Below are 22,689 nucleotides of genomic sequence, written 5' to 3'. Positions count from 1 at the left end.
ATTCACCACCACCAACCACCCCCATCGAACCATGAAAACTGCCGTTCTCGTCATCGACATGCAGCGTGGCCTTTGCGACGATCCGCCTCGCCCCCACGAGGCCGAAGCCGTGGTCGAACGCATCAATGCGCTCACCGCACGCGCGCGTGCCGCGCGTGTGCCGGTGGCTTTCGTGCAGCACGAGAACGCGGTTGACCTTGAATTCGATTCCGAGCGTTGGCAGCTCGCGGGCGGGCTCGAAGTGGACGCCGCCGACACGAAGATCCGCAAGACCACGCCCGACGCGTTCCTGCGCACACCGCTCGAAGCGTGGCTCATGGAGCAGGGCGTGCGCCGCCTCGCGATCTGCGGCTATTCGTCGGAGTTCTGTGTCGACACCACCACGCGGCGCGCCGCTGCGCTGGGCTACGAAGTGGTGCTTGCGGCCGATGCGCACACCGCGCACGACAAGGCGCATGCCACGGGCGCCTTCATCCGTGCGCACCACAATGCCACCTTGTCGGACATCCAAAGCTTCGGGGTGCCGATTCGCGCGGTGGACAGCGCAGACATCGGGTTCTGAGCGCGCCTCGGCCGCCTCGACCGGTCCTCAGGGAGGGCAGCAGGCGCATCCGCCGCCATGCCGCAGCCGCCGATAGCCCTCGGCCTCCTGCGTGCCGGGCGATGCCGCCGCGCTCGCGTTGCCTCGGCGTGGCATCGCCCATGCCGCGGGGACGCTGAGCGCCCGCGCCGACGGCGCACCGCAGGTGGGGCAGGGCACCGGCCGGTCGAACAGCGCGAGCGGCTGCCGCGCCGTGAAGCCGCCGCAGCCTTCGCAGCGATAGTCGTAGATCGGCACGGGCTGCTTGCCGCTACCAGCCGCCCGACTCGCCGCGCGGCACGTAGGCGCCGCGGCCAGCGCGGCCCAGCCACCGGTCGCCGTCGACGATGAGCTCGCCGCGCAGCAGCACCTTCTGCACCTTGCCGGCCACCTTGCGGCCCTCGAACAGCGTGAAGTCGCAGTTGCCGTGCTGCGTCTCGGCCGAGATCACGTGGCTGCCGTCAGGGTCGAACAGCACCAGGTCGGCGTCGCTGCCGACCGCGATCGTGCCTTTGCGCGGAAACAGGCCGAACAGCTTGGAAGGCGCCGTCGAGGTCAGCTCGACGAAGCGGTTGAGCGAGATGCGGCCGGCCCGCACACCGCCGTCGTACAGCGTTGCCATGCGCGTCTCCACGCCCGGCACGCCGTTGGGAATCTTCGAGAAGTCATTGCGGCCATAGGGCTTCTGGTTGACCCGGCCCAGGTGGCCTTCCTTCATGCAGAACGGGCAATGGTCGGTCGACACCAGCTGCAGGTCGTCGGTGCGCAGCGCCGTCCACAGTGCGTTCTGCGATTCCTTCGAGCGCAGCGGCGGGCTCATCACGTAGCGCGCGAGGTCGAAGTCCTCGCTGTCGTAGGCGCTGTCGTCGAAGAACAGGTAGTGCGGGCACGTCTCGGCGAACACCGGCACCCCCATGTCGCGCGCCTCGATCACGTGCTTGAGCGCCTCCTTGGCCGACAGGTGCACGAAGTACACCGGCGCGTCCGCCAGTTCCGCCAGCTTGATGCCGCGGTGCGTGGCTTCGCCCTCCATGATGGCCGGGCGCGTGAGAGCGTGGTACTTGGGGGCGGTGTGGCCCTGGGCCAGCGCTTCCTGGATCAGCAGTTCGATGATGGTGCCGTTCTCGGCGTGCAGCGCGATCATGCCGCCGTGCTGGCCGACCATGCGCATGGCCCGGAAGATGGCCGCGTCGTCCACCATGACCGAGCCCGGATAGGCCATGAACATCTTGAAGCTCGACACGCCTTCGTGGCGGATGGCCTGCTGCATGTCGGCCAGCGCCTGGTCGTCCACGCCGGTCACGATCACGTGGAAGCCGTAGTCGATGCAGGCGCCGGCCTCGCCCTTGGCGCGCGCGCGTTCGATCGCCTCCAGCACGCCCACGCCCTGGCGCTGGAACGCGAAGTCGACGATCGTGGTCGTGCCGCCGAAGGCCGCCGAGCGCGTGCCCGATTCGAAGCTGTCGCAGGTGGTCGAGTCGCCGAAGGTGTTGTCCATGTGGGTGTGGCAGTCGACGCCGCCCGGCAGCACGAGCAGGCCGGTGGCGTCGATGACTTCCACGTCGGGGCCGACGTCGAGTGCCAGGCCGATGGCGGCGATGCGGCCATCGGCCACCAGCAGGTCGGCGGTGTAGTCGTCCACGGCCGTGACGATGCGGCCGTTGCGGATGAGCGTTCGGTTCATGGCGGTTGCTTCCTTGTTGCGCTGGAATGGGGTGGCGGCTTCAGGCGCTCACGCCGGCTTCGGCGAGCGCGCGTTCGAGCATGGCGACCTCGCTGGCGGCGAGCGGCCCGATCGGGGGGCGCATCGTGTCGCGCGGAATGCGGCCGAGCAGCTTCAGGCAGGTCTTGAGCCGTGCGTTCGCATGGCCGCCGGGGGCTGTGCCGTAGATGGCCTTGGCGAGCGGATAGACGCGCTCGTTCAGTTCGCGCGCCTTGGCCAGGTCGCCCGCGCGCACGGCGGCGTCGAGCGCGATCACGAGCTCGGGCACCACGGCGGCCAGGCTCACGAGGCTGCCTTCGGAGCCGACGGCAAAGCAGGTCAGCAGGTGCTCGTCGCCCGAGGCCATCATCGCCACGTGGGGGGCCAGGCGCCGCACGAGGCGACGGTTGCCTTCGTAGGCGGCGGCTTCCCAGCTGCCTTCCTTGACGCCGACCACGTGCGGCAACTGCGCAAGCCCGGCCAGCACCTCGGGCGTGTAGGCCATGGTGCCCGCATTGACCCCGGCCTGGTAGAGCATGAGCGGCATCTGCGCCCGGGCATTGGCGATCGTGTGGTGCGCGAGCGCCATGTCGGCGTCTTGCGAGAGCGCCCACGAGAACGGCGGAAAGACGAGCACCGCGTCGGCGCCCGCCGCCTTCGCGTCGTCGACGTGGCGTTGGGCCTCCAGGCTGTCTTCGGCGTTGATGCCGCAGACCAGCACCGACTTCCGGCCGCAGACCTCGAAGGCGATCTCGGTGACGCGCCGCTTCTCTTCGCGCGACAGCATGAAGTTCTCGCCGGCGTGCCCGTTGATGAGCAGGCCCTTCATGCCGGCGACGGTGGCGTTCGCCTCCAGGTGGCGCGCGAGCGTGGGCTCGTCGATGCGGCCATCGTCGAGCAGGGGGCACACGGTGGCGGCGTAGATGCCGTGGAAGGCGTCGGGTTGTTGGGTAATCATCGAAATGGAAGTGGAAAAGGAGTTCAGGCGCCTGGCATGGGCATGCCCAGCAGGCGCGCGGGATCGAAAAGCGGAAGCTCGGGCTGCTGCCCGAGCATGTGCTGCGCAAGGATCCGGCCCATGAACGGGCCGCTGGTGTAGCCCGAGTGGGCGCTGCCCACCACGTAGGCCTCGGGCACGCCCGGCACCTCGCCGATGATGGGCATCGCGTCGGCCGTCTCGGCTTCCAGGCCGAGCCAGATGCGCGCGATGCGGGCCTCGGCCAGTGCGGGCACGGCATAGGCGGCCAGCCGCATGTTGCCCACGAGGTTCTCGGGCCGGGCCTCGACGCCGCCGCGCTCGCGGTCGCCGACGCCCTGCCAGCCGCCACCGATCAGCACCGTGCCGTTGGCGAACTGCTTGAGCGAGAGCAGGCCGTTGGCCACGCTGAGCACGGTGCCCATCACCGGCCGGACGCGCTCGGTGACGATGAGCTGGTTGACCAGCACCTTGATGGGAATCTGCACGCCGAGCCAGCCGAGCATCTGCTCGATCCAGACGCCGCCGGCAAGCACCACGCGGCGGGCATGCAACGGGGCGCGGCCGCCATCGGCGAAGTGCACCGCGTGGCCGCCATCGCCCGAGTCGATGCCGTCGACCGCAGCGTTCTCGATCACGTCCACGCCGGCCTTCAGCAGCGCATGGCGAAAGGCGCGGCCGGTGAGATAGGCGCTCGCGAAGCCGTCGATCTCGCAGTAGCCCGCTTTCAGCAGGCCCGGGTGCAGGCCCGGCTCGATCTGGCGCGCGCGCTCGGGCCCGATGACCTCGATCGGCGCGCCGTATTCGCGGCGCGCCCGGGCGCGCAGCTCGACGAGTTCGCATTCGGCCTCGGTGAAGGCCAGCGTGAGGCCTGGCACCGCGGTGGCGAGCACGCCCATGCCGAGCCATCGTTCGGCGTCCATCCACATCTGCCAGGCGCGCATGGCATAGGGGACCAGCGCGGCCCGCGTCATGTGCAGCGTGAGCGTGCCGGCATTCACGCCGGAGGCTTCGCGGCACAAAGGGCCGCGGTCGACGATGGCGCAGCGCATGCCGCCCGCGGCGAGGTGCAGCGCGGTGGCGCAGCCCATGACGCCGCCGCCGATCACCACGGCGTCGTAGCGCAGGTTGGAGCCGGCCGGGGTCATAGTGGTGCCGCCTTCGGTATCGGGATGTCGGCGTAGCTGTAGTCGCCCGCCACCTCGGCCAGCGACACCGGCCGCAGCGGCGCGCGCGCGGTGAAGCAGCCTGCGGCCTCGCGGCTGCCGACGTGGGCCGACAGCAGCTGGCCCGCCACGTCGCCGCAGGTGCGGCCCTGGCATGGGCCCATGCCACAGCGGGTCCAGGCCTTGAGCTGGTTCATGTCGCGTGCGCCGTCGCGCGCCGCGGCATCGATCTCGGCGCGCGTCACGTCTTCGCAGCGGCAGACCACGGTGTCCGGCGCGATGTCGGCGACCGCGCCCTCGCGCAGCGCCATCAGCCTTGCCATCGCCTGGCCGAAGCGCGCGGGTCCGCGCCATTGCGCCTGCAAGGTGCCGCTGGCCGCCGCGCAGGCTTGCGCGTCGATCAGGCCGAGGTCCTGCGCACAGGCCAGAGCGGCGAGCTCGCCGTGGAAGCCCGCGGCCGCAGCGCCCGAGATGCCCGCGCCGTCGCCGGCCACGTACAGGCCCGGCACCGAGGTGCGGCCGGCCGCATCGGTCTCGGCGATCCAGCCGCCGCGCTCCGCCACATGGCGGTGGCGCGCACGCAGCAGCCGAGTGATGTCGGTGCCGGGCACGAGGCCGTGGCCGACGGCCACCGCGTCGGCCTCGAAGACGGGCCCGGCTGCGGCATCCGCGGCGCGGCGCCCGCTGGCGTCGACGGCGGTGGTGCGCACCGTGAACGTGCCTTGCGCCGCGTCGGCGACCTCGACGGCTTCGATGCCGTGGCGGTAGAGCAGGGGCACGCCCGCGGCGCGCAGCTGCAGCTGCCATTTCATGCCTTGCCAGAGCAGGTCGGGCCGGCCGCGCAGCGAGGGCAGGGTGCGCAGCCATTCGCCGCGCCCCGCAAGGTCGACCACCGCGGCCACTTCGCCGCCCGCCTTGAGGATGCCCGCGGCCACCGCGAGCAGCAGCGGGCCGCTGCCGGCCACCAGCGTGCGCCGGCCGGGCAGCATGTTCTGCGACTTCAAGAGGATCGTGGCCGCGGCCAGGCCGATCACGCCGGGCAGCGTCCAGCCGGGGAAAGGCACCACGCGCTCGGTGGTGCCGGTGGCCACGAGCAGCGCGCGCGGCTGGATGCTCTGCACGCCCACGGGGCCGACCAGGTCGGTGCGAAGGTTGGTGCCGATGTTCCAAGCCTTGTGGCCGAACAGGCACGGCACATTCGCGCGGCGCAGTTCTGCGCGCAGCGCGTCGCCGTCGCGGGCTTCGGGCGTGGGCGCGGCGTTCGGCATGCGCGAGAACCCGGCGGGCAGCGGCCGCCAGACCTGGCCGCCGGCATCGGGGTTCTCGTCGACCAGCAGCACGCGAAGGCCGCAGGCCTGGGCGCGCAGCGCCGCCCGCGCGCCGGCCGGGCCGGCGCCGAGGATCAGCAGGTCCACTGTCGACGGGGCGTTGTCATTCACCAAGGCCACGCTCCCGGAACGCGAGCGATTCCACCACCAGGCCCTCGGCCACCGGCACCTGGCAGGACGGCAGCTTGCGCGCCCCGACCCAGACCAGGCATTCCTGGCACGAGCCCATGAGGCAAAACATGCCACGCGGCGCGCCCGCACGCGGGCTGCGCCGGAGTTCGCGGCAGCCGGCCGCGAACAGCGCCGCGGCCACGCTCTCGCCCTCGAAGGCCTCGATCGTTCCGCCGTCGGCTGAAAAGCGCACCGCGCGCCCGCGCCGCACCGCGCGGTCGCTGCGCAGCGGCTTTGCTTTCGAAGAAACAGAAGGATCGCTCATGGAAGTAAAGGATCGGGAAGAAAAAAACGCTGATCTGCCGGACTGCGGCGCCTGGTGCCCGCGTGCGTGCTGGACCTCAGGGTTTTTATTGTATACATTGCATATATTGTTGTCATATAGTTTGAAGACATTCTGCGTTCTGGCATCGGTCTTGCGTTCGCTTTCCTCGTGCCCGGCCCGCATCCGCGACCGGGTTCCATGCAACCTTCAGGAGTTTTTTTGATGAAGCAAACAACGAACGCCGTGCGCCGCGGCCTTCTCATGGCCGGCTCGCTCGCCCTCGGCTCGACGCTGCTGGGCCTTTCGGCGTCCGCCGCCGCGCGCACGCTCGACGAGATCCTGGCAAGCAAGAAGCTCGTCATCGGCGTCAACCCGACGCTGCCGCCGCTGGGCATCTTCAACGACAAGAACGAGATCGACGGCTTCGACGTGGACGTGGCGCGCAAGCTCGGCGAACTGCTCGGCGTGAAGACCGAGATCGTCCAGGTCGGCTCGCCCGACCGCATTCCCTTCGTGAGCAGCGGCAAGATCGACGCCGTGCTCGGCGCGATGACCATCACCGCGGAGCGCCAGAAGGTGATCGACTTCACCGTGCCGCTGCACACCGAGGTGCTGGGCGTTCTGACGACCAAGTCCAAGCCCTACAAGGACTGGATGGAGCTCAACGATCCCTCGGTCAAGCTGGTCGAGGTGCGCGGCGCCACGCCGGTGAAGCTGGTGCAGGAGAAGCTGCCCAAGGCGCAACTGCTGCTGCTCGACAACTACCCCGACGCGGTGCGCGCCATTGCGCAGGGGCGCGCCGACGCGATGATCGACGTGATGGACTTCATGACCGAGCACACGTCCCGGCACAAGATCGACTGGCGCATCGTGGACGCGCCGATCGAGGTCTACTTCTGCGCCATCGGCGTTCGCAAGGGCAACGACGCACTGCGCGAGAAGCTCAACGGGGCCATCAAGGAGCTGCACCGCAACGGCTACGTGGACGAGCGCTGGAAGAAGTGGTTCGGCGGCCCGATGCTGCACGACCCGCGCACCGCGCCGACCTACAAGTAAGGCATGCAGTTCGACTTCACGCCGATCCTGGAGCGCCTGCCCTATCTGGCGGGCGGCGCCTGGCTGAGCCTGCAGATCGCGTTTCTCGCGTTTGCGTTCGGCATGCTGATCGGCCTGGGCGGCGCATCGGTGCGCGCCTACGGCCCCGGCTGGGCCCGGCGCATCGTCGGCGCCTACGTGGTGTTCTTCACCAACACGCCGCAGCTGATCCAGATCTTCTTCATCTTCTTTGCGCTGCCCGATGCGGGCATCCTGCTGTCGCCGTACCAGGCGGTGCTGATCGGCATGACGCTCAATGCGGGTGCATACCTCACCGAAATACAGCGTGCGGGCTTCGAATCGGTGCGCCTGCCCGAACTCGAGGCCGCCGAAACGCTGGGCTTCTCGCGCATGCAGACCATTCGCTACGTGATCCTGCCGCACATCGTGCGCGTGCTTTTTCCGCCGCTGTCGAACCAGTACATCCTGATGACGCTCGGCACCTCGATGGCCGCGGTCTTCGGTGTCGAGGAGCTCACCGGGCGCGCCTACAACATCAACGCCGAGACCTTCCGCTCGATCGAGGTGTTCACCGTGGCCGCGGGCCTCTACATCGTGATCACGCTGATCGCCACGCTGTCGCTCGCCTTCGTCGGACGCCGCGTGTTCCGCGCCAAGATGAGGTGGTTCTGATGTGGGGCCAGATCGTCGAGGAGCTGCCGCGCTTCTTCAGCTACTACAACCTGCTGTTCTTCGCGAAGGCGCTGGGCGCGACCTTCGCGCTCTCGGCCATCGGCTGCGTGGCCGGCTTCACGCTGGGCTTCGGCCTCGCGGCGGTGCGGTTGAGCACGCTGCGCGCGCTCTGGCCGCTGCGGCTCGCGGCGCAGCTCTTCATCGAGCTGTTCCGGCGCATCCCGTTCCTGGTCACGCTGATGCTGGTGTTCTTCATCTTCCAGGCGCTGAACGCCGACCTGTCGATGTTCTCGGTGGCGCTCATCAGCGTGTGCCTGATCGCCACCGCCTACATCGCGGAGATCGTGCGCAGCGGCCTCGAGTCGGTGCACCAGAACCAGTGGGATGCGGCCGTCACGATGAATTTCGGCTACCTGCAGACGCTGCGCCTGGTGATCGTGCCGCAGGCCTGGAAGATCATCCTGCCGCCGGTGTTCGGCTTCTTCGTGCTGTTCATCAAGGACACCGCGCTCGCATCGCAGATCGGCGTGGTGGAGCTGGCCTTTGCCGGCAAGACGATGAACAACAAGGGCTTCTCGGCCGCGCTCGTCTACGGCACGGTCCTCGTCCTTTATTTCATGCTGTCCTATCCGCTCTCGCGGTTCGGCCTCTATTTGGAGAGAAAACTTGCCCCTGCTCGAAATCGTTGACCTGAAGGCCAACTACGGCGCCCACACGGTGCTCGAAAGCGTGAACCTCAGTGTCGAGAAAGGCGAGATCGTCAGCCTCATCGGCCCCTCGGGGTCGGGCAAGAGCACCTTGCTGCGGGTGCTGGTGGGCCTGCTGCCGCCGATCGGCGGCAGGGTGCGCATCGACGGCGAGGTGCTCGACCATCGCGACCGGGCCCAGCTCAAGCGCATCCGCTCGCGCATGGCCATCGTGTTCCAGCAGTACAACCTGTTCCAGAACATGACCGTGCTCGACAACGTGACCGTGGCCCCGGTGAAGGTGAAGGGCCGGCCGCGCAAGCAGGTCGAGGACTACGCCATCGGCCTGCTCGAGAAGGTCGGCCTCGGCGAGAAGCTCAAGTCGTACCCCGACCAGCTCTCGGGCGGCCAGCAGCAGCGCGTGGCAATCGCACGCGCGCTCGCGCTGCAGCCCGACATCGTGTTGCTCGACGAGGTGACCGCCGCGCTCGACCCCGAGCTGGTCAACGAGGTGCTCGACACGGTGCGCATGCTCGCGGCCGAAGGCATGACCATGTTCATCGTCTCGCACGAGATGGGCTTTGTGCGCGAGGTGTCGAGCAAGGTGGTGTTCATGGACGGCGGCCGCGTTGTCGAGGCCGGAACGCCGCAGCAGATCTTCGACGACCCGCGCGAGGCGCGCACGCGCGAGTTCGTGGGGAAGATCCTGCGGCACTGAGTTGCGGGGCGAAGCGGCTGCGCGGCCGCTTCGCTCAGGGCTTTCTCAGATCACGAGCCCATTGCTGAGCCGCGACAGCGTGTAGCGCGCGAGGTTGCGCAGGTGCGCCACCACCGCATCTTCGGCGGCGCGCGCGTCGCCCGCCACGTAGGCGTCGAGGATCGCGAGATGCTCCACGCGGTCTTCCTCGATGCGGTTGAACGGGTCGACGACCTCGAACAGGCGGCACAGCACGCGCAGGTGGGCAATGGTCTCCGCGAGCATCTCGTTGCCCGATGCCCGCGCGAAGAGCCCGTGGATCTGGTCGTCGGCCTGCCAGTGGCCGGAGCCCTGGTGGCCCGGCTCGAGCGACACGATCGCCGCACGCAGTGCCTCGATGTCCTTCACCGGCACGCGGCCCAGGGCCAGCGACACGGCCTGCGACTCGAGGCGCTCGCGCACCTGCAGGCACTGGAAGTAGTGCGACGCGGTGATGCGGCGCACCGCATACGAACGTGCGTTGGCGCGCACCAGCAGGCCCTCGCCCTCGAGCCGCAGCAGCGCTTCGCGCAACGGCGTGCGCGACATCCGCAGGCGCTCCGCCAGCCGGCCTTCGACCAGCACTTCCCCGCCCGTGAGTTCGCGCTGCAGAATCAGGCGGCGAACCACTTCATAGGCGCGGTCGGTGAGGTTCTTGGGAGAATTCGTGTCCGCCCCGAGGTGGGCTGCTTCATCGGTCGGCGCGGGGCGCGGTGCGGCAGCACGTCCACGCAACACCATCTTCTTGGGTGCGCCGGGCTTCTTCGCCGTCGCTTTTGCCGTGGACTTGGTTGCGACCGTGGATTTCATATGTTTTGTCTACAAACTGTGTGCAATCGCCGGAGCAGAGCATACGACAGCCGCGCGGCTGCGGGGCGCGACCTGATGAAAGCCCACGGGGACTGCGCACCGAACGTGATGTACGGGAAATCCCTAACGTGAACTGAAACCGGTTTCATATAAGCTGCAAGCATTGCTTTCGAGGCCCCGCACGGTCCCCCGTGCACCGCCGCCGACATGAATTACCAGTTCCAATTCGACGCCGTCTTCGCCGCCTGGCCGTTGTTGCTCAAGGGCACCTGGATCACGGTCCAGCTCTCGCTCTCGGCCACGCTGCTGGGCTTGGTGGTCGCCATCTTTTGCGCCTGGGGCAAGACCTCGGGGCCGGGCTGGCTGCGCTTCATCATCAATGCCTACATCGAGGTGATCCGCAACACGCCGTTCCTCGTGCAGCTGTTCTTCTTCTTCTTTGCGCTGCCTGCCATCGGCCTGCGCTGGTCGCCGCAGACGGCCGCGCTGGTTGCGATGGTGGTGAACCTCGGCGCCTATGCGACCGAGATCATCCGCGCGGGCATCGAGTCGATCCCCAAGGGGCAGATCGAGGCCGGCAGGGCGCTGAACCTCAAGCCGTGGGAGATCTTCCGCTTCGTGATCATCAAGCCCGCGCTGAAGGCGATCTATCCGGCGCTGACGAGCCAGTTCATCCTGCTGATGCTGAGTTCGGCCGTGGTGTCGGTGATCTCGGCCGACGACCTGACCTCGGTGGCCGCCAACCTGCAGTCGCAGACCTTCCGCAGCTTCGAGATCTACATCGTGGTGGCGGGCATCTACCTCGCGCTGGCAATGGCGTTCTCCGCGCTTTTCAAGCTGATCTACAAGCGCACGCTCAACTATCCCGACCGCCGATAGATAGCACGACAGGAAGAAGTCAACATGCGTACCTTCGGCTTTCCCGAATTTCTGTTCATCCTCGAAGCGGCCAAGTGGACGCTGGCGCTCTCGGCCATCGCGTTCGTGGGCGGCGCGATCCTGGGGCTGGCGATCGCGCTGGCGCGCACCTCCGGCTCGCGCTGGGCGCGTGGCATCTCGACCACCTTCATCCAGATCTTCCAGGGCACGCCGCTGCTGCTGCAGCTGTTCCTGGTGTTCTTCGGCGCGCCGGTGCTCGGCCTGGACATCAACCCCTGGGTCGCCGCCGGGCTGGCGCTCATCCTCAACAGCGCGGCATTCCTCGGCGAGATCTGGCGCGGCTGCATCGAAGCCGTTCCGCGCGGCCAGTGGGAGGCAGCCGAGGCGCTGAGCCTCCGGTACCGCGACCGCATGCGCGACGTGGTGCTGCCGCAGGCCTTCAAGATCGCGCTCGCGCCCACGGTGGGCTACCTGGTGCAGATCATCAAGGGCACCTCGCTCGCGGCCATCATCGGTTTCGTCGAGGTCACGCGGGCCGGGCAGATCGTCAACAACGCGACCTTCCAGCCGCTGATCGTGTTCTCGGTGGTGGCCTGCATCTACTTCGCGATCTGCTGGCCGCTGTCGCTGCTGGCGGGACGCATGGAGCGCAAGCGCGCGCGTGCGCTGGCGAGATGAGTACTCCCCCAGTCTTCGCGCACTTCGTGTCGCTTCGCCAACCCCCTCGCCGGGGGCAACACCAGCGGCCCGGCGAAGCCGGTTCCGCGGTGTTCCACGAATAAATCGTCAATCAAGCTGAGTTTCTCGTTGCATTCCTACTTTTTTCAGGAGACACATTCCATGACCCGTACCCCCACGCGCCGCATCGCGCTCGCAGCCCTCGGCCTCGGCGCCGCGCTCACCGTGTTCGCTCCCTTCGCCTCGGCACAGACCGTGGCCGACATCAAGAAAAAGGGCGAGATCACCATCGGCATGCTGGTCGACTTTCCGCCCTACGGCACCACCAACCTGCAGAACCAGCCCGACGGCTACGACGCCGACGTGGCGAAGCTGCTCGCCAAGGACTGGGGCGTGAAGGCCAACATCGTGCCGGTGACCGGCCCGAACCGCATTCCGTTCCTGTTGACCAACAAGGTCGACCTGCTGGTGGCCTCGCTCGCCGTCACGCCCGAGCGCGCCAAGCAGGTGCAGTTCTCGCAGCCCTATGCGGCCGCGACGATCGTGCTGTATGGCGAGAGCAAGAAGGCCATCAAGTCCGCCGCCGACCTGAAGGGCCTGCGCGTGGGCGTGGCCCGCGCGTCCACGCAGGACGTGGCCGTCACGAAGGCCGCGCCCGAAGGCACCGAGATCCGTCGCTTCGACGACGACGCCTCGGCCATGCAGGCGCTGATCTCCGGCCAGGTCGATGCCATCGGCTGCTCGGTGACCGTGGCCGCCCAGATCGCCAAGCGCGTGCCCGCCGGCACCTACGAGAACAAGTTCACGCTGGTGCAGCAGGCGATGGCCATCGCGATGCGTCCGGGCCAGGAAGAGCTGACCAAGGCGGTCAACGAATTCGTGCAGAAGAACACCGCCAACGGCGAGCTCAACAAGCTCTACCAGAAGTGGCTGCAGGCCGACCTGCCGAAGATGCAGTAAACGCCGGAGCGGACACGACAAACGGAGTGAAAAGTCCATGACCGAACCCATCATCCGCATGGAAGCCGTCAACAAGTGGTACGGCGACTTCCAGGTGCTGACCGGCATCGACCTCGACGTGCGCCAGGGCGAGCGCATCGTGATCTGCGGGCCTTCGGGTTCGGGCAAGTCGACGCTGATCCGCTGCATCAACCGCCTCGAGACAGTGCAGAAGGGCCGCATCGTGGTCGACGGCATCGAGCTGACCGCGGGCGGCAAGAACGTCGACGCGGTGCGTGCCGAAGTGGGCATGGTGTTCCAGCAGTTCAACCTGTTCCCGCACCTCACGATCCTCGAGAACTGCACGCTCGCGCCGATGCGCTCGCGCGGCATGTCCAAGGCCGAAGCCGAGGAGGTTGCCATGAAGTACCTCACGCGCGTGCGAATCCCCGAGCAGGCAAGCAAGTACCCCAGCCAGCTGTCGGGCGGCCAGCAGCAGCGCGTGGCGATTGCGCGCGCGCTGTGCATGACGCCCAAGATCATGCTGTTCGACGAGCCCACCTCGGCGCTCGATCCCGAGATGGTCAAGGAGGTGCTCGACACCATGATCGGCCTGGCCGAAGACGGCATGACCATGCTGTGCGTGACCCACGAGATGGGCTTCGCCCGCAGCGTGGCCGACCGCGTGATCTTCATGGCCGACGGCAAGATCGTCGAGCAGGCGCCGCCCGAGCAGTTCTTCGGCAACCCGCAGCACGAGAAGACGCGCCAGTTCCTCGGCCAGATCCTCAGTTCGCACCAGGCACAGAGCTGAATGTCGTTCGAGGTCCTGATTTCCCTCTCGTCCTTCGGGGCGGCCGAGGTGGGCCGGCACGGCCAGCTCTGGTGTTCGCAACTGGCGCGCGCGGCGGGCGCGGATTCGGTCGAGGTGCGCGGCGAGATGCTGCGCGACGCCGAAGCCGAACTGCCCGCGCTACACGGACTTGCCTCGGTGTTCTCGAGCCCCGAGGGCCTTTGGGCCGAGAGCGGTGGGCTCGACGCCGACGCGCTGCTGCGCGGCATTGCATCGGCCACGCGGCTGGGTGCGAAGCGGCTCAAGATGGCGATCGGCGGTTTCCGTGCGTCGTCGTCGCAGGGCTCACTGCGCGAAGTCGAGACGCTGCTCGCCGACACGGGCATCGAACTGCTGATCGAGAACGACCAGACGCCGCGTGCCGGCACGCTGGCCGCGCTGCAGGCCTTCTTCGATGCGGCCGACCGCGCCGGCCTTTCGCTCGGCATGACCTTCGACATGGGCAATTGGCATTGGCTCGGCGAATGCCCGCTGCAGGCTGCGAAGGCGCTCGGCCACCGCGTGCGCTACGTGCATTGCAAGGGGGCGCAACGCCTTGCCCACAAGTGGGTCGCGGTGCCGCTCGATGACTCTGCCGCGCCCTGGCGCGCGGTGCTGCGCGCATTGCCGTCCGACGTGCCGCATGCCATCGAATACCCGCTCGTCGGCGACGATCTCAAGGCCGTCACGCGCGCCCAGATCGCCTTCATCCGTGCTGCACGGGCCCTGGAGCATCCATGACACCACCCACCGCCTTCGATGTCGCGCTGTTCGGCGAAGCCATGCTGCTGCTCGTAGCTGACCGGCCCGGCCCGATCGAGAACGCGCAGTCTTTCCACAAGCGCACCGCGGGTGCCGAGACCAACGTGGCCATCGGCCTCTCGCGGCTCGGGCTCAAGGTGGGCTGGGCCAGCCGGCTCGGCACCGATTCGATGGGCCGCGCACTGCTCGCGACCATGCAGGCCGAGGGCATCGACTGCTCGCACGTGACCTGCGATCCGGCGCAGCGCACCGGCTTCCAGTTCAAGGGCCGCGTCACCGACGGCAGCGATCCGCCGGTCGAATACCACCGCAAGGGCTCCGCCGCGAGCCACATGGGCCCGCAGGATGTCGACGAGGACTGGTTGCGTTCGGCGCGGCACCTGCACGCGACCGGCGTGTTCGCCGCGATCTCCGAGACCAGCCTGCAGGCCGCGCTCAAGTCGATGGACGTGATGCGCGCAGCCGGCCGCACGATCTCGTTCGACACCAACCTGCGCCCCACGCTCTGGTCGTCCACCGAGACCATGCGCCACTGGATCAACGAACTCGCCGCGCGCGCCGACTGGGTGCTGCCCGGCATCGAGGAAGGGCTGCTGCTCACGGGCCACAGCGAACCCGAGGCGGTGGCACGGTTCTACCGCGAACGCGGTGCGAAGCTCGTGGTGGTGAAGCTCGGTGCCGACGGCGCCTACTACGACAGCGACTTGGCCGGCACAGGCCGCGTCGAGGGCTTTCCGGTCGACGAAGTGGTCGACACCGTGGGTGCGGGCGATGGCTTTGCGGTCGGCGTGGTGAGCGCGCTGCTCGAAGGCCGCAGCCTGCCCGAGGCGGTGCGCCGCGGCGCCTGGATCGGCGCGCGCGCGGTGCAGGTGCTGGGCGACACCGAGGGCCTGCCGACGCGGGCCGAACTCGATCGGGCAGGGCTTTGAAGAACATGATGAAAACCACCGACAACAGCAACAAGAGGAACGTGCTGGTCTTCCGGGCACTCCCTGGCGACCAGCTTGCGCGCCTTTCGGCCGCGCACCACGTGACCGTGGCCGATCCGCGCAAGGAACCCGAGGCTTTCGCGGCTGCGCTCGGCAGCGCGCACGGGCTCATCGGGTCGAGCCATCCGGTCGATGCGGCGCTGCTCGATGCGGCACCACAGCTGCAGGTGATCTCGAGCGTGTCGGTCGGCGTCGACAACTATCCGCTCGCCGAGCTGCACCGCCGCGGCATCGTGCTGTGCCACACGCCCGACGTGCTGACCGAGACGGTGGCCGACACCGTCTTCGCGATCCTGATGGCGACGCAGCGCCGCGTGGTCGAGCTCTCGAACCTCGTGCGCGAAGGCCGCTGGACGAAGAACATCGGCGAAGACCTGTTCGGCACCGACGTGCATGGCAAGACGCTCGGCATCCTCGGCTTCGGCCGCATCGGCCAGGCGGTGGCGCGCCGCGCTGCGCTGGGCTTCGGCATGCCGGTGCTCTACCACTCGCGCCGTCCGGTGGACCTGGCCGCGCAGGCGCCCGAACTGCAGGGCCGCGCCACCCACACGCCGCTCGACGACCTGCTCGCGCGCTCGGACATCGTGCTCGCGATGCTGCCGCTGACCGAGGCCACGCGCGGCATGATCGATGCGGCGTTCTTCGCGCGCATGAAGCCGCAGGCGGCCTTCATCAACGGCGGGCGGGGCGCCACGGTCGACGAGGCAGCGCTGCTGCACGCGCTCGACCACGGCACGCTGCGCGCCGCCGGCCTCGACGTGTTCGCGAAGGAGCCACTGCCGGCCGATTCGCCGCTGCGCACGCACCCGCGCGTGACGCCGCTGCCGCACATCGGCTCGGCCACGCACGAGACGCGGCATGCGATGGCCGAACTGGCAACGACCAACCTGCTGCAGGTGCTGGCCGGCGAGAAGCCGACGGCGCGCTTCGACACGGCCGCCGCATGAGCGCGACCTCGTCTTTCTCCCTCCCCCTCTGGGGGAGGGCAGGGGTGGGGGCCAGCGGCGCAGGAGCAAGACCATGAAAGCCAGCGGCCGCGCCACCATCGCCGATGTCGCCGCCGCGGCGGGCGTCTCCAAGGCCACCGTCTCGCGCTTTCTCAACCACCGCGACCGCCTGCTGAGCCGCGACATCGCCGCGCGCGTGGAAGCGGCGATCGCCGAGCTGGCGTACACGCCGAGCCCGATGGCGCAGGCGCTGAGCCACGGGCGCTCGCGCCTCATCGGCCTGATCGTGGCCGACATCACCAACCCCTACTCGGTGGCGGTGCTGCGCGGCGCCGAGAAGGCCTGCCAGGACGCGGGCTACCTCGTGATGCTGTTCAACCTCGGCAACGAGAGCGAACGCGAGCGCGAGGCCATCCATGCGCTGTCGGGCTACCAGGTCGACGGCTACATCCTCAACACGCTGGGCCGCGGCAGCAACGTGGTCGACGCGGTCACGTTGCACGGCAAGCCCGCGGTGCTGGTCGACCGGCGCCATGCCGGCATGCACACCGACTTCGTCTCGCTCGACAACGCCGACGCGATGAAGAACACCTGCGGCCATCTCGTCGAGGGTGGCTACCGCGAGCTGCTCTACGTGACCGAGCCGCAGCAGGGCGTGAGTTCGCGGCGCGAGCGCACCGCGGCCTTCGGCGCTTGCGTGGCGGCGCACGAGCCGCGTGTGGCCGGCGAGGTGTTCGAGAGCGTCGAGGGCGACAACGAAGGGCTCGACGAGGCGCTGCGTGCGCTGCACCGGCGTGCGAAGCGCGGGCGCCGTGCGGCGGTGGTCGCGGGCAACGCGGTGGTCACGCTGCGCGTGGCGCAAGCCATGGCGCGCCTGGGCTGGCAGTTCGGCGAAGAGCTCGGCTTCGTCGGCTTCGACGACACCGAATGGGCGCCGTTGATCGGGCCGGGGCTTTCTACCGTGGCCCAGCCGACCGATGCCATCGGCCGCGCGGCGGCCACCTGCCTGATCGAGCGACTGCGCGGCTTCGAAGGCCCGGCGCGGCAGATGCTGCTGCCGGGGCAACTGGTCGTGCGCGGCTCGTCGGCCGGGCCTGGCTGAATGACAATCGGCGGCTGCAGCACATCAGGAATCCTCAGCAATGAATGACATGAAGAAGAAAGCCGCCATCGGCATGGTCGGCATCGGCCTCATGGGCCACGGCATCGCCAGCAACCTCGTGAAGCACGGCCATCCGCTCACCGTGCTCGAGCATCCGGGCAACCAGCCGCTCGACGCACTCCAGGCCGCGGGCGCGAAGAGCGCCGCGAGCGGCGCCGAACTGGCACGCGGCGCCGAGGTGCTGATCGTCTGCGTCACCGGTTCCCCGCAGGTCGAGGCCGTGGTGCTCGGCGACGGCGGCCTGCTGCAGGGCCTGAAGCCCGGCACCATCGTGATCGACTGCTCCACCGCCATCCCGGGTTCGACCGAGCGCGTGGCCGAGGCGGTGCAGCGCGCGGGCGGGCGCTTTCTCGATGCGCCGATGACGCGCACCCCCAAGGAGGCTGCCGAGGGCCGGCTGAACCTGCTCGTCGGTGGCGACGCCGCGCTGCTCGACGAATGTCGTCCGATCCTCTCGTGCTTTGCCGAGAACATCGTGCACACCGGCGCCGTCGGCACCGGCCACGGCATGAAGCTGCTGCACAACTACGTGTCGCTCGGCGCCGTGGCGCTGATCGCCGAAGCCGCGGCCTGCGCCCAGCGTGCGGGTGTGGACCCGGGCGTGTTCGTCGACGTGCTCGCCAAGGGCGGCGGCGGCGGCGTGGCGCTCGAGCGGCTCAGGGGCTTCATCACGGCCGGCGACCCGAGCGGGCTCAAGTTCGCGATGAGCAATGCGCAGAAGGACCTGGGCTACTACACCGAGATGGCGGGCGGCGCCAACGCGGCGCGCGCCATTGCCGATGCGGTGCTCGGCACCTATGCGGGCGCGGTGGAGCAGGGCGGGGCACAGCGCTACGTGCCCGAGCTGGTGGCGCTGCTCGCGCAGCAAAGCTAGTTCGTGCGGGGCAGCTTGGCCGCCTTGAGCGCCGCGCCCATGACCTCGCGGCCTTCCACCAGCTTCTTGCGGTAGTCGGCACCCGAGAGCGCCACCGGGTCCACGCCGGCGCTCTCGAATGTGCGCACGACCTGGGCGCTCGACGTGGCCGTCATCGCCACGGCTTCCATCTTGCTGCGGATGGCCTTGGGCGTGCCCTTGGGGTACGCCAGGCCGATCCAGGAGTCGATCTCGACGTCGTAGCCTTGTTCCTTGAGCGTGGGCACTTCGGGCAGCTCCTTCCAGCGCATCGGGCTGGCGCTCGCGAGGAAGCGCATCTTGCCGGCCTTCACATGCGGAAGGATGTCCGACGGGTTCTGCACAATCACGTCGACCTGGCCGCCGAGCAGCGCGGCGACGGTCTCCGTGCCGGACTTGTAGTTCACCTCCTCGAACTTTCCGCCGGTCTTGCGGCCGAGTTCGTGCATGGCGACGTTGTTGGGCGCGGACGGCGCACCGAAGAAGATGCCCTTGCCCTGCCTGGCGGCGGCCACGAGGTCGGCCATGGTCTGGTAGGGCGAATCGGCGCGCACCGCCACGCCGTAGCGATAGCGCGCGACACCCGCGATGAAGTCGAAATCGTCCACCGTGTAGTCGACCTTCAGCAGGTGCGGCGTGATCGCGATCGTCGAGAAGGTCACCACCCCGAGCGTGTAGCCGTCGGGCTTCTGCCGCGCGAGGTTCGAGACCCCGAGCGTGCCCTGCGCGCCGGCCCGGTTGTGGATGACGACGGTCTTCTTGAGGATGAGCTCCATCGTGTTGCCCAGTGCGCGGGCCGCCACGTCGGTGTTGCCGCCCGCGCCGTAGTTGACGATCAGCGCGAGGTCTTGCGCGGGGAAGGCTTCCGCACCCTGTGCGACGGCGGCGCAGGGCGCGCCCGCCACGAGGAGCGCGGCGGCGCAGCGCGAGAGGAAAGAGCGTTTGCCGAGATGGACAGTGTGGTGTTGCATGTGGGTTCCCTGGGTTTTTTCCGAAGTGTCGAAGTGGCCCCGCGGGGCCGCTGGATGGCGCTCAGCTCATGAAGAAGCCGCCGTTGACGTCGATCACCGCGCCGTTGGTGAAGCCCGCCGCCTCGCTGCAGAGGTAGCGGATCGCCGCACCCACTTCGGCCGGTTCGCCGATGCGCTGGACCGGGATCTGCTGCGCATAGCGGCGGTTGACTTCCTCGCCGGCCTGCAGGGCCATCTGGGTCAGGATGCGGCCCGGCGCCACGCAGTTGGTGGTGATGCCGTACTGCCCCATTTCCGAGGCGATCGCGCGGCTGAGCCCGAGCACAGCCGACTTGGTCAGCATGTAGGCCGGCCCGGCGACGATCGACTTGCCGCGGCCCGCGAGCGACGAGACGTTGACGATGCGCCCCCAGCGCCGCGCCTTCATGCCCGGCAGCACGAGCTGGCAGAGCCGGACGATCGACAGCACGTTGACGTCCAGCGTCTTCTGCACCTCCGCCATGTCGACCTCGAGGATGCCGTTGGAGCGGCCTTCGGCGTTCTTCAGGCTGATGCCGGCGTTGTTGACGAGGATGTCGATGCCGCCGTGCGTGCGCACGATGTCTTCGACCACCTGCCTGCGGCCCGCCTCGTCCGACACGTCGAGCCGCACGGCCGATGCGCGCCCGCGCAGCGCCGCCGGAATGGCGTCGAGCGCGGGCAGGTGCAGGTCGGCGAGCACCACCGTGCGTCCGTCCTGCAGCAGTTCCACCGCGCTGGCCAGGCCGATGCCCTGGGCCGCGCCGGTGACCAGCGCCACGCGCGCAGGATTGTTCGAGCCCGCGCTCATGCCTCGCTCTCCGGCGTGTAGAAGGTGATCGGCGGATAGGCGTTCTCGGCGCACATCACCTCGATCAGCGTGGCCTCCTCGGCCTCTTTCGCAGCCTGGAGCGCAGCGCCGATGTCCGCAGGATCGGTCACGCGCACGCCGCGGATGCCGCAGGCGCGGGCGATGGCGGCGTGGTCCACGGGCGAGAAGTCGACGGCCGAGGTGTGGTCGCCGAACTTCAGGTTCTCGGCATGCTTCTGGTAGCCGAGGATGCCGTTGTTGATGAGGATCGTGATGATCTTGATGCCCATGCGCTTGCAGGTTTCCATCTCGGACCAGACGTGGCCAAAGCCACCGTCGCCGACCAGGCAGAACACATGGCAGCCCTGTTGCGCCAGCCGCGCGCCCATGGCCATCGGCATGCCCCAGCCGAGCCCGGCCAGGCCGCGCGGGGTGATGAATCGCTGCCCCGCGCGGCGCGCCGTCAGGTAGTTGGTGACCCACAGCGTCGAGTAGCTCGCGTCGGCCACCACCGTGTCGTCGGGGCCGAGCAGCGCATCGAGCTCCTGCATGATCCGCTCGGGCCGGATCGGGGTGTCGTTGCCGAGCCGCACGGCGGCGGATTCCTGCTGGTGCTTCTGCCGGCCCTCGGCGATGCGCGCCGCGAGCGCCGCGCGTTGGCCCGTGCGGGCCGACAGGTCCATCGTGCGCGCGATGCCGAGCATCGCCTCGAGCCCGAGCCGGGCGTCGCCGACGAGGCGCAGCGCATCGTAGTTGCGGCCGATCTCCTGGCCGTCGATGTCCAGGTGGATGAGCCGCGCGCCGGGCGGATACAGCGTCCAGCTGTCGGTGCCGTTCTGGTTGGTGCGGCTGCCGACCAGGAACACCACGTCGGCCTTGGCGATGAAGTCCTTCAGGTGGCGCCCCGACCCGTTGGGGCCCAGGCAGTTGGCCATGACGCCCAGCGACAGCTCGGCCGTCTCCGCCACCGCGCCCTTGCCCATGTTGGTGGTGGCGACGGGCAGCGCGAGCGCTTCGGCGAAGGCGCTCAGCGCCTCGCAGGCATCCGAGACATGGACCCCGCCGCCCGCCACGACGACCGGCGCCCGGGCACCGGCCAGCGCCGCCACGGCTTCGCGCAGCGCCGCCGCGTCGGGCGTGCTGCGGTCGAGCGGAAAGCGGCCCAGCGACGCCGGGCGCGCCACGCTCGAGCGCACGCCGGGTTCGTTCAGCAGGTCGGCCGGCAACAGCAGCACGACCGGGCCCGGGCGGCCGCTGCAGGCGGCGATGATGGCCTGCTCGACGTAGTCCTCCACGCGCGAGGCCACGTCCACGCGGCGCACCCACTTGGTCACGGGCTTGAACAGGCCGATGTGGTCCAGGTCCTGGAAGGCGTTCTTGTCGGCCTGGTCGCGCGCGATGTCCTGCACCAGCGCGATCACCGGGATCGACACCTTCAGCGCCTCGGCGAGCGGCGCGACGAGCAGCGCCGCGGCCGGGCCGTTCTGGGCCGTGATCACCGCGGGCCGGTGGCTCATGCGCGCATGCGCGTCGGCCATGTAGCCGCCGGCGTTCTCGGTGCGGTAGGCCACCTGCGTGAGGCCGACCTCCTCGGCCGCGAGCACGAACATGCTGGGCAGGCTCTGGCCGAAGAAGCGATCGATGCCGTGCTTCTTGAGTGTTCTGGCCACAATGTGGCCCACGGTGTCGCGCCTGTTCAGGCCGGGGTTCTGGAGAGGTTTGGACATGCTGCGATCAAAAGTCGGTCAGGAGGATGCAGTGTTTTATAAAATACTGCAGATTCCTGGCATTAAAACGCGTTCGAACGCCCGTCGCAAACGGGGGTTAACCCTTGGATCGAGTCCTCATGAGTGCCAAGAACCTGACCGAAGTGGTCAGAGAGAAGATCGTCAACCAGCTCATCCACGCCGAGTACCGGCCGGGACACGCCTTCAAGCTGCGGGAAATGACCGAAACGGGCGACTTCGCGGGCATCAGCCAGACGCCGATCCGCGAAGCGCTGCTCCAGCTGGTGGCGAAGGACATCCTGGTGGGCCAGCGCGGGTTTTCTATCCGCGTGCCGAGCCCGACGGTGCAGGGGCTGGCCGAGGTGCGCGCGATCCGCATCCGCCTCGAGGTCATGGCCGCCACGGCGGGCCTCGGGCGGTGGGACGACGAGGGCCTCGCGCGGCTTGCGCAGATCCACGAACGGGTGATGGCGGCCAAGAAGGCGCGCAACACCGACGACATCCTGCGCAGCAACGTCGAGTTCCACTTCGCGCTCTACGCGCCGGCCGACATGCCCTACCTCAGTTCATTGCTGCGCCAGCTCTGGGCCATCACGGGGCCGAGCATCCGGTACCTGTACGAAGGCGAGCAGCCCGCGCCCGTGGAAGGCCGCCACAAGCATGAAGACATCATGGACGCGCTGCGCCTGCGCGATGCGCAGAAGCTGGAGCGCGCCATCTCCGACGACGGCGTGCTGCACGGCGAGAAGATCCTCGCGGCCGTGCGGGAGCGGCTGAACCCCGAGGCGCTGGCGATCCAGGCCTTCAAGAACATCGAGGGCACTCGCAAGCGGCAGCACATCGGCCGCCTCATGAAGAAGAACGGCGCTGGTGGACCCGGGCAGCCGGAGACGCCGCCGGTTTCGTGAGCGCGATGCCGCCCGGTGTCTCGGCG

At 68.8% G+C, this 22,689-nt stretch carries 25 protein-coding genes; 15 read left to right on the top strand and 10 right to left on the bottom strand.

Annotated features, from left to right (window positions below; genetic code table 11):
• Nucleotides 1–31: 31 nt before the first annotated feature.
• Nucleotides 32–562: an isochorismatase family protein gene (locus AC3A6R_RS05055; protein WP_487857951.1), complete on the top strand. Its 531-nt coding sequence runs from the start codon at nucleotides 32–34 to the stop codon at nucleotides 560–562.
• A gap of 27 nt (nucleotides 563–589) precedes the next feature.
• Here the strand turns inward: AC3A6R_RS05055 and AC3A6R_RS05050 are convergent, their stop codons facing one another.
• From AC3A6R_RS05050 to AC3A6R_RS05025, 6 genes are read right to left on the bottom strand one after another with little or no spacing between them, the layout of a single operon-like run.
• Complete coding sequence (locus AC3A6R_RS05050; protein ID WP_487857950.1) at nucleotides 590–838, bottom strand: FmdB family zinc ribbon protein; 249 nt, start codon at nucleotides 836–838, stop codon at nucleotides 590–592.
• 13 nt (nucleotides 839–851) lie between these two features.
• Nucleotides 852–2,264, bottom strand: a complete 1,413-nt coding sequence (gene hydA / locus AC3A6R_RS05045) for a dihydropyrimidinase (protein WP_487857949.1) — start codon at nucleotides 2,262–2,264, stop codon at nucleotides 852–854.
• A gap of 40 nt (nucleotides 2,265–2,304) precedes the next feature.
• Nucleotides 2,305–3,240, bottom strand: coding sequence for a dihydrodipicolinate synthase family protein (locus AC3A6R_RS05040; RefSeq protein WP_487857948.1), 936 nt, complete (start codon nucleotides 3,238–3,240; stop codon nucleotides 2,305–2,307).
• Nucleotides 3,241–3,263: 23 nt separating this feature from the next.
• Nucleotides 3,264–4,406 (bottom strand): NAD(P)/FAD-dependent oxidoreductase, encoded by a 1,143-nt coding sequence (locus AC3A6R_RS05035; RefSeq protein WP_487857947.1) that lies wholly within the window; start codon nucleotides 4,404–4,406, stop codon nucleotides 3,264–3,266.
• Nucleotides 4,403–5,863, bottom strand: a complete 1,461-nt coding sequence (locus tag AC3A6R_RS05030; RefSeq protein ID WP_487857946.1) for an FAD/NAD(P)-dependent oxidoreductase — start codon at nucleotides 5,861–5,863, stop codon at nucleotides 4,403–4,405. Before AC3A6R_RS05030 ends, AC3A6R_RS05035 begins: the two co-directional genes overlap by 4 nt.
• A complete protein-coding gene (locus AC3A6R_RS05025) occupies nucleotides 5,856–6,188 on the bottom strand; it encodes a (2Fe-2S)-binding protein (protein WP_487857945.1) in 333 nt (110 codons plus the stop codon). The genes AC3A6R_RS05030 and AC3A6R_RS05025 overlap by 8 nt, the downstream gene beginning before the upstream one ends.
• Nucleotides 6,189–6,410: 222 nt before the next feature.
• Here AC3A6R_RS05025 and AC3A6R_RS05020 point away from each other — a divergent pair, with 222 nt between their 5' ends.
• Genes AC3A6R_RS05020 through AC3A6R_RS05005 form a run of 4 tightly spaced genes read left to right on the top strand, consistent with a single transcriptional unit; the run spans nucleotide 6,411 to nucleotide 9,320 of the window.
• On the top strand, nucleotides 6,411–7,244 hold the full coding sequence (locus AC3A6R_RS05020; protein WP_487857944.1) for a transporter substrate-binding domain-containing protein: 834 nt from the start codon (nucleotides 6,411–6,413) through the stop codon (nucleotides 7,242–7,244).
• 3 nt (nucleotides 7,245–7,247) lie between these two features.
• Entirely contained in the window at nucleotides 7,248–7,916 is a 669-nt protein-coding gene (locus tag AC3A6R_RS05015; RefSeq protein ID WP_487857943.1) for an amino acid ABC transporter permease, read from the top strand.
• Nucleotides 7,916–8,605: an amino acid ABC transporter permease gene (locus tag AC3A6R_RS05010; protein WP_487857942.1), complete on the top strand. Its 690-nt coding sequence runs from the start codon at nucleotides 7,916–7,918 to the stop codon at nucleotides 8,603–8,605. Before AC3A6R_RS05015 ends, AC3A6R_RS05010 begins: the two co-directional genes overlap by 1 nt.
• Nucleotides 8,583–9,320 (top strand): amino acid ABC transporter ATP-binding protein, encoded by a 738-nt coding sequence (locus AC3A6R_RS05005; RefSeq protein ID WP_487857941.1) that lies wholly within the window; start codon nucleotides 8,583–8,585, stop codon nucleotides 9,318–9,320. Before AC3A6R_RS05010 ends, AC3A6R_RS05005 begins: the two co-directional genes overlap by 23 nt.
• A gap of 45 nt (nucleotides 9,321–9,365) precedes the next feature.
• Here AC3A6R_RS05005 and AC3A6R_RS05000 read toward each other — a convergent pair whose 3' ends face one another.
• Nucleotides 9,366–10,148: a GntR family transcriptional regulator gene (locus tag AC3A6R_RS05000; RefSeq protein WP_487857940.1), complete on the bottom strand. Its 783-nt coding sequence runs from the start codon at nucleotides 10,146–10,148 to the stop codon at nucleotides 9,366–9,368.
• Between the two features lie 207 nt (nucleotides 10,149–10,355).
• On the opposite strand from AC3A6R_RS05000, the gene AC3A6R_RS04995 reads away from it, so the two are divergent.
• From AC3A6R_RS04995 to AC3A6R_RS04955, 9 genes are all read left to right on the top strand, one after another.
• Nucleotides 10,356–11,027, top strand: coding sequence for an amino acid ABC transporter permease (locus tag AC3A6R_RS04995; RefSeq protein ID WP_487857939.1), 672 nt, complete (start codon nucleotides 10,356–10,358; stop codon nucleotides 11,025–11,027).
• A gap of 24 nt (nucleotides 11,028–11,051) precedes the next feature.
• The gene (locus tag AC3A6R_RS04990; protein ID WP_487857938.1) at nucleotides 11,052–11,705 is read left to right on the top strand and encodes an amino acid ABC transporter permease; all 654 of its coding nucleotides are present in this window, start codon (nucleotides 11,052–11,054) and stop codon (nucleotides 11,703–11,705) included.
• A gap of 162 nt (nucleotides 11,706–11,867) precedes the next feature.
• A complete protein-coding gene (locus tag AC3A6R_RS04985; protein ID WP_487857937.1) occupies nucleotides 11,868–12,665 on the top strand; it encodes a transporter substrate-binding domain-containing protein in 798 nt (265 codons plus the stop codon).
• Between the two features lie 37 nt (nucleotides 12,666–12,702).
• On the top strand, nucleotides 12,703–13,458 hold the full coding sequence (locus AC3A6R_RS04980) for an amino acid ABC transporter ATP-binding protein (protein ID WP_487857936.1): 756 nt from the start codon (nucleotides 12,703–12,705) through the stop codon (nucleotides 13,456–13,458).
• A complete protein-coding gene (locus AC3A6R_RS04975) occupies nucleotides 13,459–14,217 on the top strand; it encodes a sugar phosphate isomerase/epimerase family protein (protein WP_487857935.1) in 759 nt (252 codons plus the stop codon).
• Nucleotides 14,214–15,167 carry a sugar kinase gene (locus tag AC3A6R_RS04970; protein ID WP_487857934.1) on the top strand — a complete coding sequence of 318 codons (954 nt, stop codon included), beginning with the start codon at nucleotides 14,214–14,216 and terminating at the stop codon, nucleotides 15,165–15,167. The genes AC3A6R_RS04975 and AC3A6R_RS04970 overlap by 4 nt, the downstream gene beginning before the upstream one ends.
• 8 nt (nucleotides 15,168–15,175) lie before the next feature.
• Entirely contained in the window at nucleotides 15,176–16,174 is a 999-nt protein-coding gene (locus AC3A6R_RS04965; RefSeq protein ID WP_487857933.1) for a 2-hydroxyacid dehydrogenase, read from the top strand.
• Nucleotides 16,175–16,247: 73 nt separating this feature from the next.
• Nucleotides 16,248–17,276, top strand: a complete 1,029-nt coding sequence (locus AC3A6R_RS04960) for a LacI family DNA-binding transcriptional regulator (RefSeq protein ID WP_487857932.1) — start codon at nucleotides 16,248–16,250, stop codon at nucleotides 17,274–17,276.
• 49 nt (nucleotides 17,277–17,325) lie between these two features.
• Nucleotides 17,326–18,210: an NAD(P)-dependent oxidoreductase gene (locus AC3A6R_RS04955; protein WP_487858614.1), complete on the top strand. Its 885-nt coding sequence runs from the start codon at nucleotides 17,326–17,328 to the stop codon at nucleotides 18,208–18,210.
• On the opposite strand, the gene AC3A6R_RS04950 is transcribed toward AC3A6R_RS04955, so the two are convergent.
• From AC3A6R_RS04950 to AC3A6R_RS04940, 3 genes are all read right to left on the bottom strand, one after another.
• Nucleotides 18,207–19,199, bottom strand: coding sequence for a Bug family tripartite tricarboxylate transporter substrate binding protein (locus tag AC3A6R_RS04950; RefSeq protein WP_487857931.1), 993 nt, complete (start codon nucleotides 19,197–19,199; stop codon nucleotides 18,207–18,209). The two genes, AC3A6R_RS04955 and AC3A6R_RS04950, sit on opposite strands and share 4 nt — an antisense overlap.
• Nucleotides 19,200–19,260: 61 nt before the next feature.
• Entirely contained in the window at nucleotides 19,261–20,028 is a 768-nt protein-coding gene (locus AC3A6R_RS04945; RefSeq protein ID WP_487857930.1) for a 3-oxoacyl-ACP reductase, read from the bottom strand.
• Nucleotides 20,025–21,755 (bottom strand): acetolactate synthase catalytic subunit, encoded by a 1,731-nt coding sequence (locus tag AC3A6R_RS04940; protein WP_487857929.1) that lies wholly within the window; start codon nucleotides 21,753–21,755, stop codon nucleotides 20,025–20,027. The genes AC3A6R_RS04945 and AC3A6R_RS04940 overlap by 4 nt, the downstream gene beginning before the upstream one ends.
• A 119-nt stretch (nucleotides 21,756–21,874) precedes the next feature.
• Between AC3A6R_RS04940 and AC3A6R_RS04935 the strand changes: the two genes are divergently transcribed.
• On the top strand, nucleotides 21,875–22,663 hold the full coding sequence (locus tag AC3A6R_RS04935; RefSeq protein ID WP_487857928.1) for a GntR family transcriptional regulator: 789 nt from the start codon (nucleotides 21,875–21,877) through the stop codon (nucleotides 22,661–22,663).
• Nucleotides 22,664–22,689: the final 26 nt, after the last annotated feature.

The sequence above is a fragment of the Variovorax sp. Soil_C_19 genome, assembly GCF_057657255.1.
Note: the sequence above shows the minus strand (reverse complement) of the source record. Positions and strands in the feature narration are given on the sequence as shown.

Excerpts from the sequence above, each read along its gene's own strand:
- AC3A6R_RS05020 (WP_487857944.1), top strand. The coding sequence starts at position 6,411 with ATGAAGCAAACAACGAACGCCGTGCGCCGCGGCCTTCTCATGGCCGGC.
- AC3A6R_RS05015 (WP_487857943.1), top strand. The coding sequence starts at position 7,248 with ATGCAGTTCGACTTCACGCCGATCCTGGAGCGCCTGCCCTATCTGGCG.
- AC3A6R_RS04945 (WP_487857930.1), bottom strand. The coding sequence starts at position 20,028 with ATGAGCGCGGGCTCGAACAATCCTGCGCGCGTGGCGCTGGTCACCGGC.
- AC3A6R_RS04975 (WP_487857935.1), top strand. The coding sequence starts at position 13,459 with ATGTCGTTCGAGGTCCTGATTTCCCTCTCGTCCTTCGGGGCGGCCGAG.
- AC3A6R_RS04985 (WP_487857937.1), top strand. The coding sequence starts at position 11,868 with ATGACCCGTACCCCCACGCGCCGCATCGCGCTCGCAGCCCTCGGCCTC.
- AC3A6R_RS04960 (WP_487857932.1), top strand. The coding sequence starts at position 16,248 with ATGAAAGCCAGCGGCCGCGCCACCATCGCCGATGTCGCCGCCGCGGCG.
- AC3A6R_RS05035 (WP_487857947.1), bottom strand. The coding sequence starts at position 4,406 with ATGACCCCGGCCGGCTCCAACCTGCGCTACGACGCCGTGGTGATCGGC.
- AC3A6R_RS04990 (WP_487857938.1), top strand. The coding sequence starts at position 11,052 with ATGCGTACCTTCGGCTTTCCCGAATTTCTGTTCATCCTCGAAGCGGCC.
- AC3A6R_RS04965 (WP_487857933.1), top strand. The coding sequence starts at position 15,176 with ATGAAAACCACCGACAACAGCAACAAGAGGAACGTGCTGGTCTTCCGG.
- AC3A6R_RS05025 (WP_487857945.1), bottom strand. The coding sequence starts at position 6,188 with ATGAGCGATCCTTCTGTTTCTTCGAAAGCAAAGCCGCTGCGCAGCGAC.
- AC3A6R_RS05040 (WP_487857948.1), bottom strand. The coding sequence starts at position 3,240 with ATGATTACCCAACAACCCGACGCCTTCCACGGCATCTACGCCGCCACC.
- AC3A6R_RS04970 (WP_487857934.1), top strand. The coding sequence starts at position 14,214 with ATGACACCACCCACCGCCTTCGATGTCGCGCTGTTCGGCGAAGCCATG.
- hydA (WP_487857949.1), bottom strand. The coding sequence starts at position 2,264 with ATGAACCGAACGCTCATCCGCAACGGCCGCATCGTCACGGCCGTGGAC.
- AC3A6R_RS04935 (WP_487857928.1), top strand. The coding sequence starts at position 21,875 with ATGAGTGCCAAGAACCTGACCGAAGTGGTCAGAGAGAAGATCGTCAAC.
- AC3A6R_RS05010 (WP_487857942.1), top strand. The coding sequence starts at position 7,916 with ATGTGGGGCCAGATCGTCGAGGAGCTGCCGCGCTTCTTCAGCTACTAC.
- AC3A6R_RS05055 (WP_487857951.1), top strand. The coding sequence starts at position 32 with ATGAAAACTGCCGTTCTCGTCATCGACATGCAGCGTGGCCTTTGCGAC.
- AC3A6R_RS04950 (WP_487857931.1), bottom strand. The coding sequence starts at position 19,199 with ATGCAACACCACACTGTCCATCTCGGCAAACGCTCTTTCCTCTCGCGC.
- AC3A6R_RS05000 (WP_487857940.1), bottom strand. The coding sequence starts at position 10,148 with ATGAAATCCACGGTCGCAACCAAGTCCACGGCAAAAGCGACGGCGAAG.
- AC3A6R_RS04995 (WP_487857939.1), top strand. The coding sequence starts at position 10,356 with ATGAATTACCAGTTCCAATTCGACGCCGTCTTCGCCGCCTGGCCGTTG.
- AC3A6R_RS04940 (WP_487857929.1), bottom strand. The coding sequence starts at position 21,755 with ATGTCCAAACCTCTCCAGAACCCCGGCCTGAACAGGCGCGACACCGTG.
- AC3A6R_RS04980 (WP_487857936.1), top strand. The coding sequence starts at position 12,703 with ATGACCGAACCCATCATCCGCATGGAAGCCGTCAACAAGTGGTACGGC.
- AC3A6R_RS04955 (WP_487858614.1), top strand. The coding sequence starts at position 17,326 with ATGAAGAAGAAAGCCGCCATCGGCATGGTCGGCATCGGCCTCATGGGC.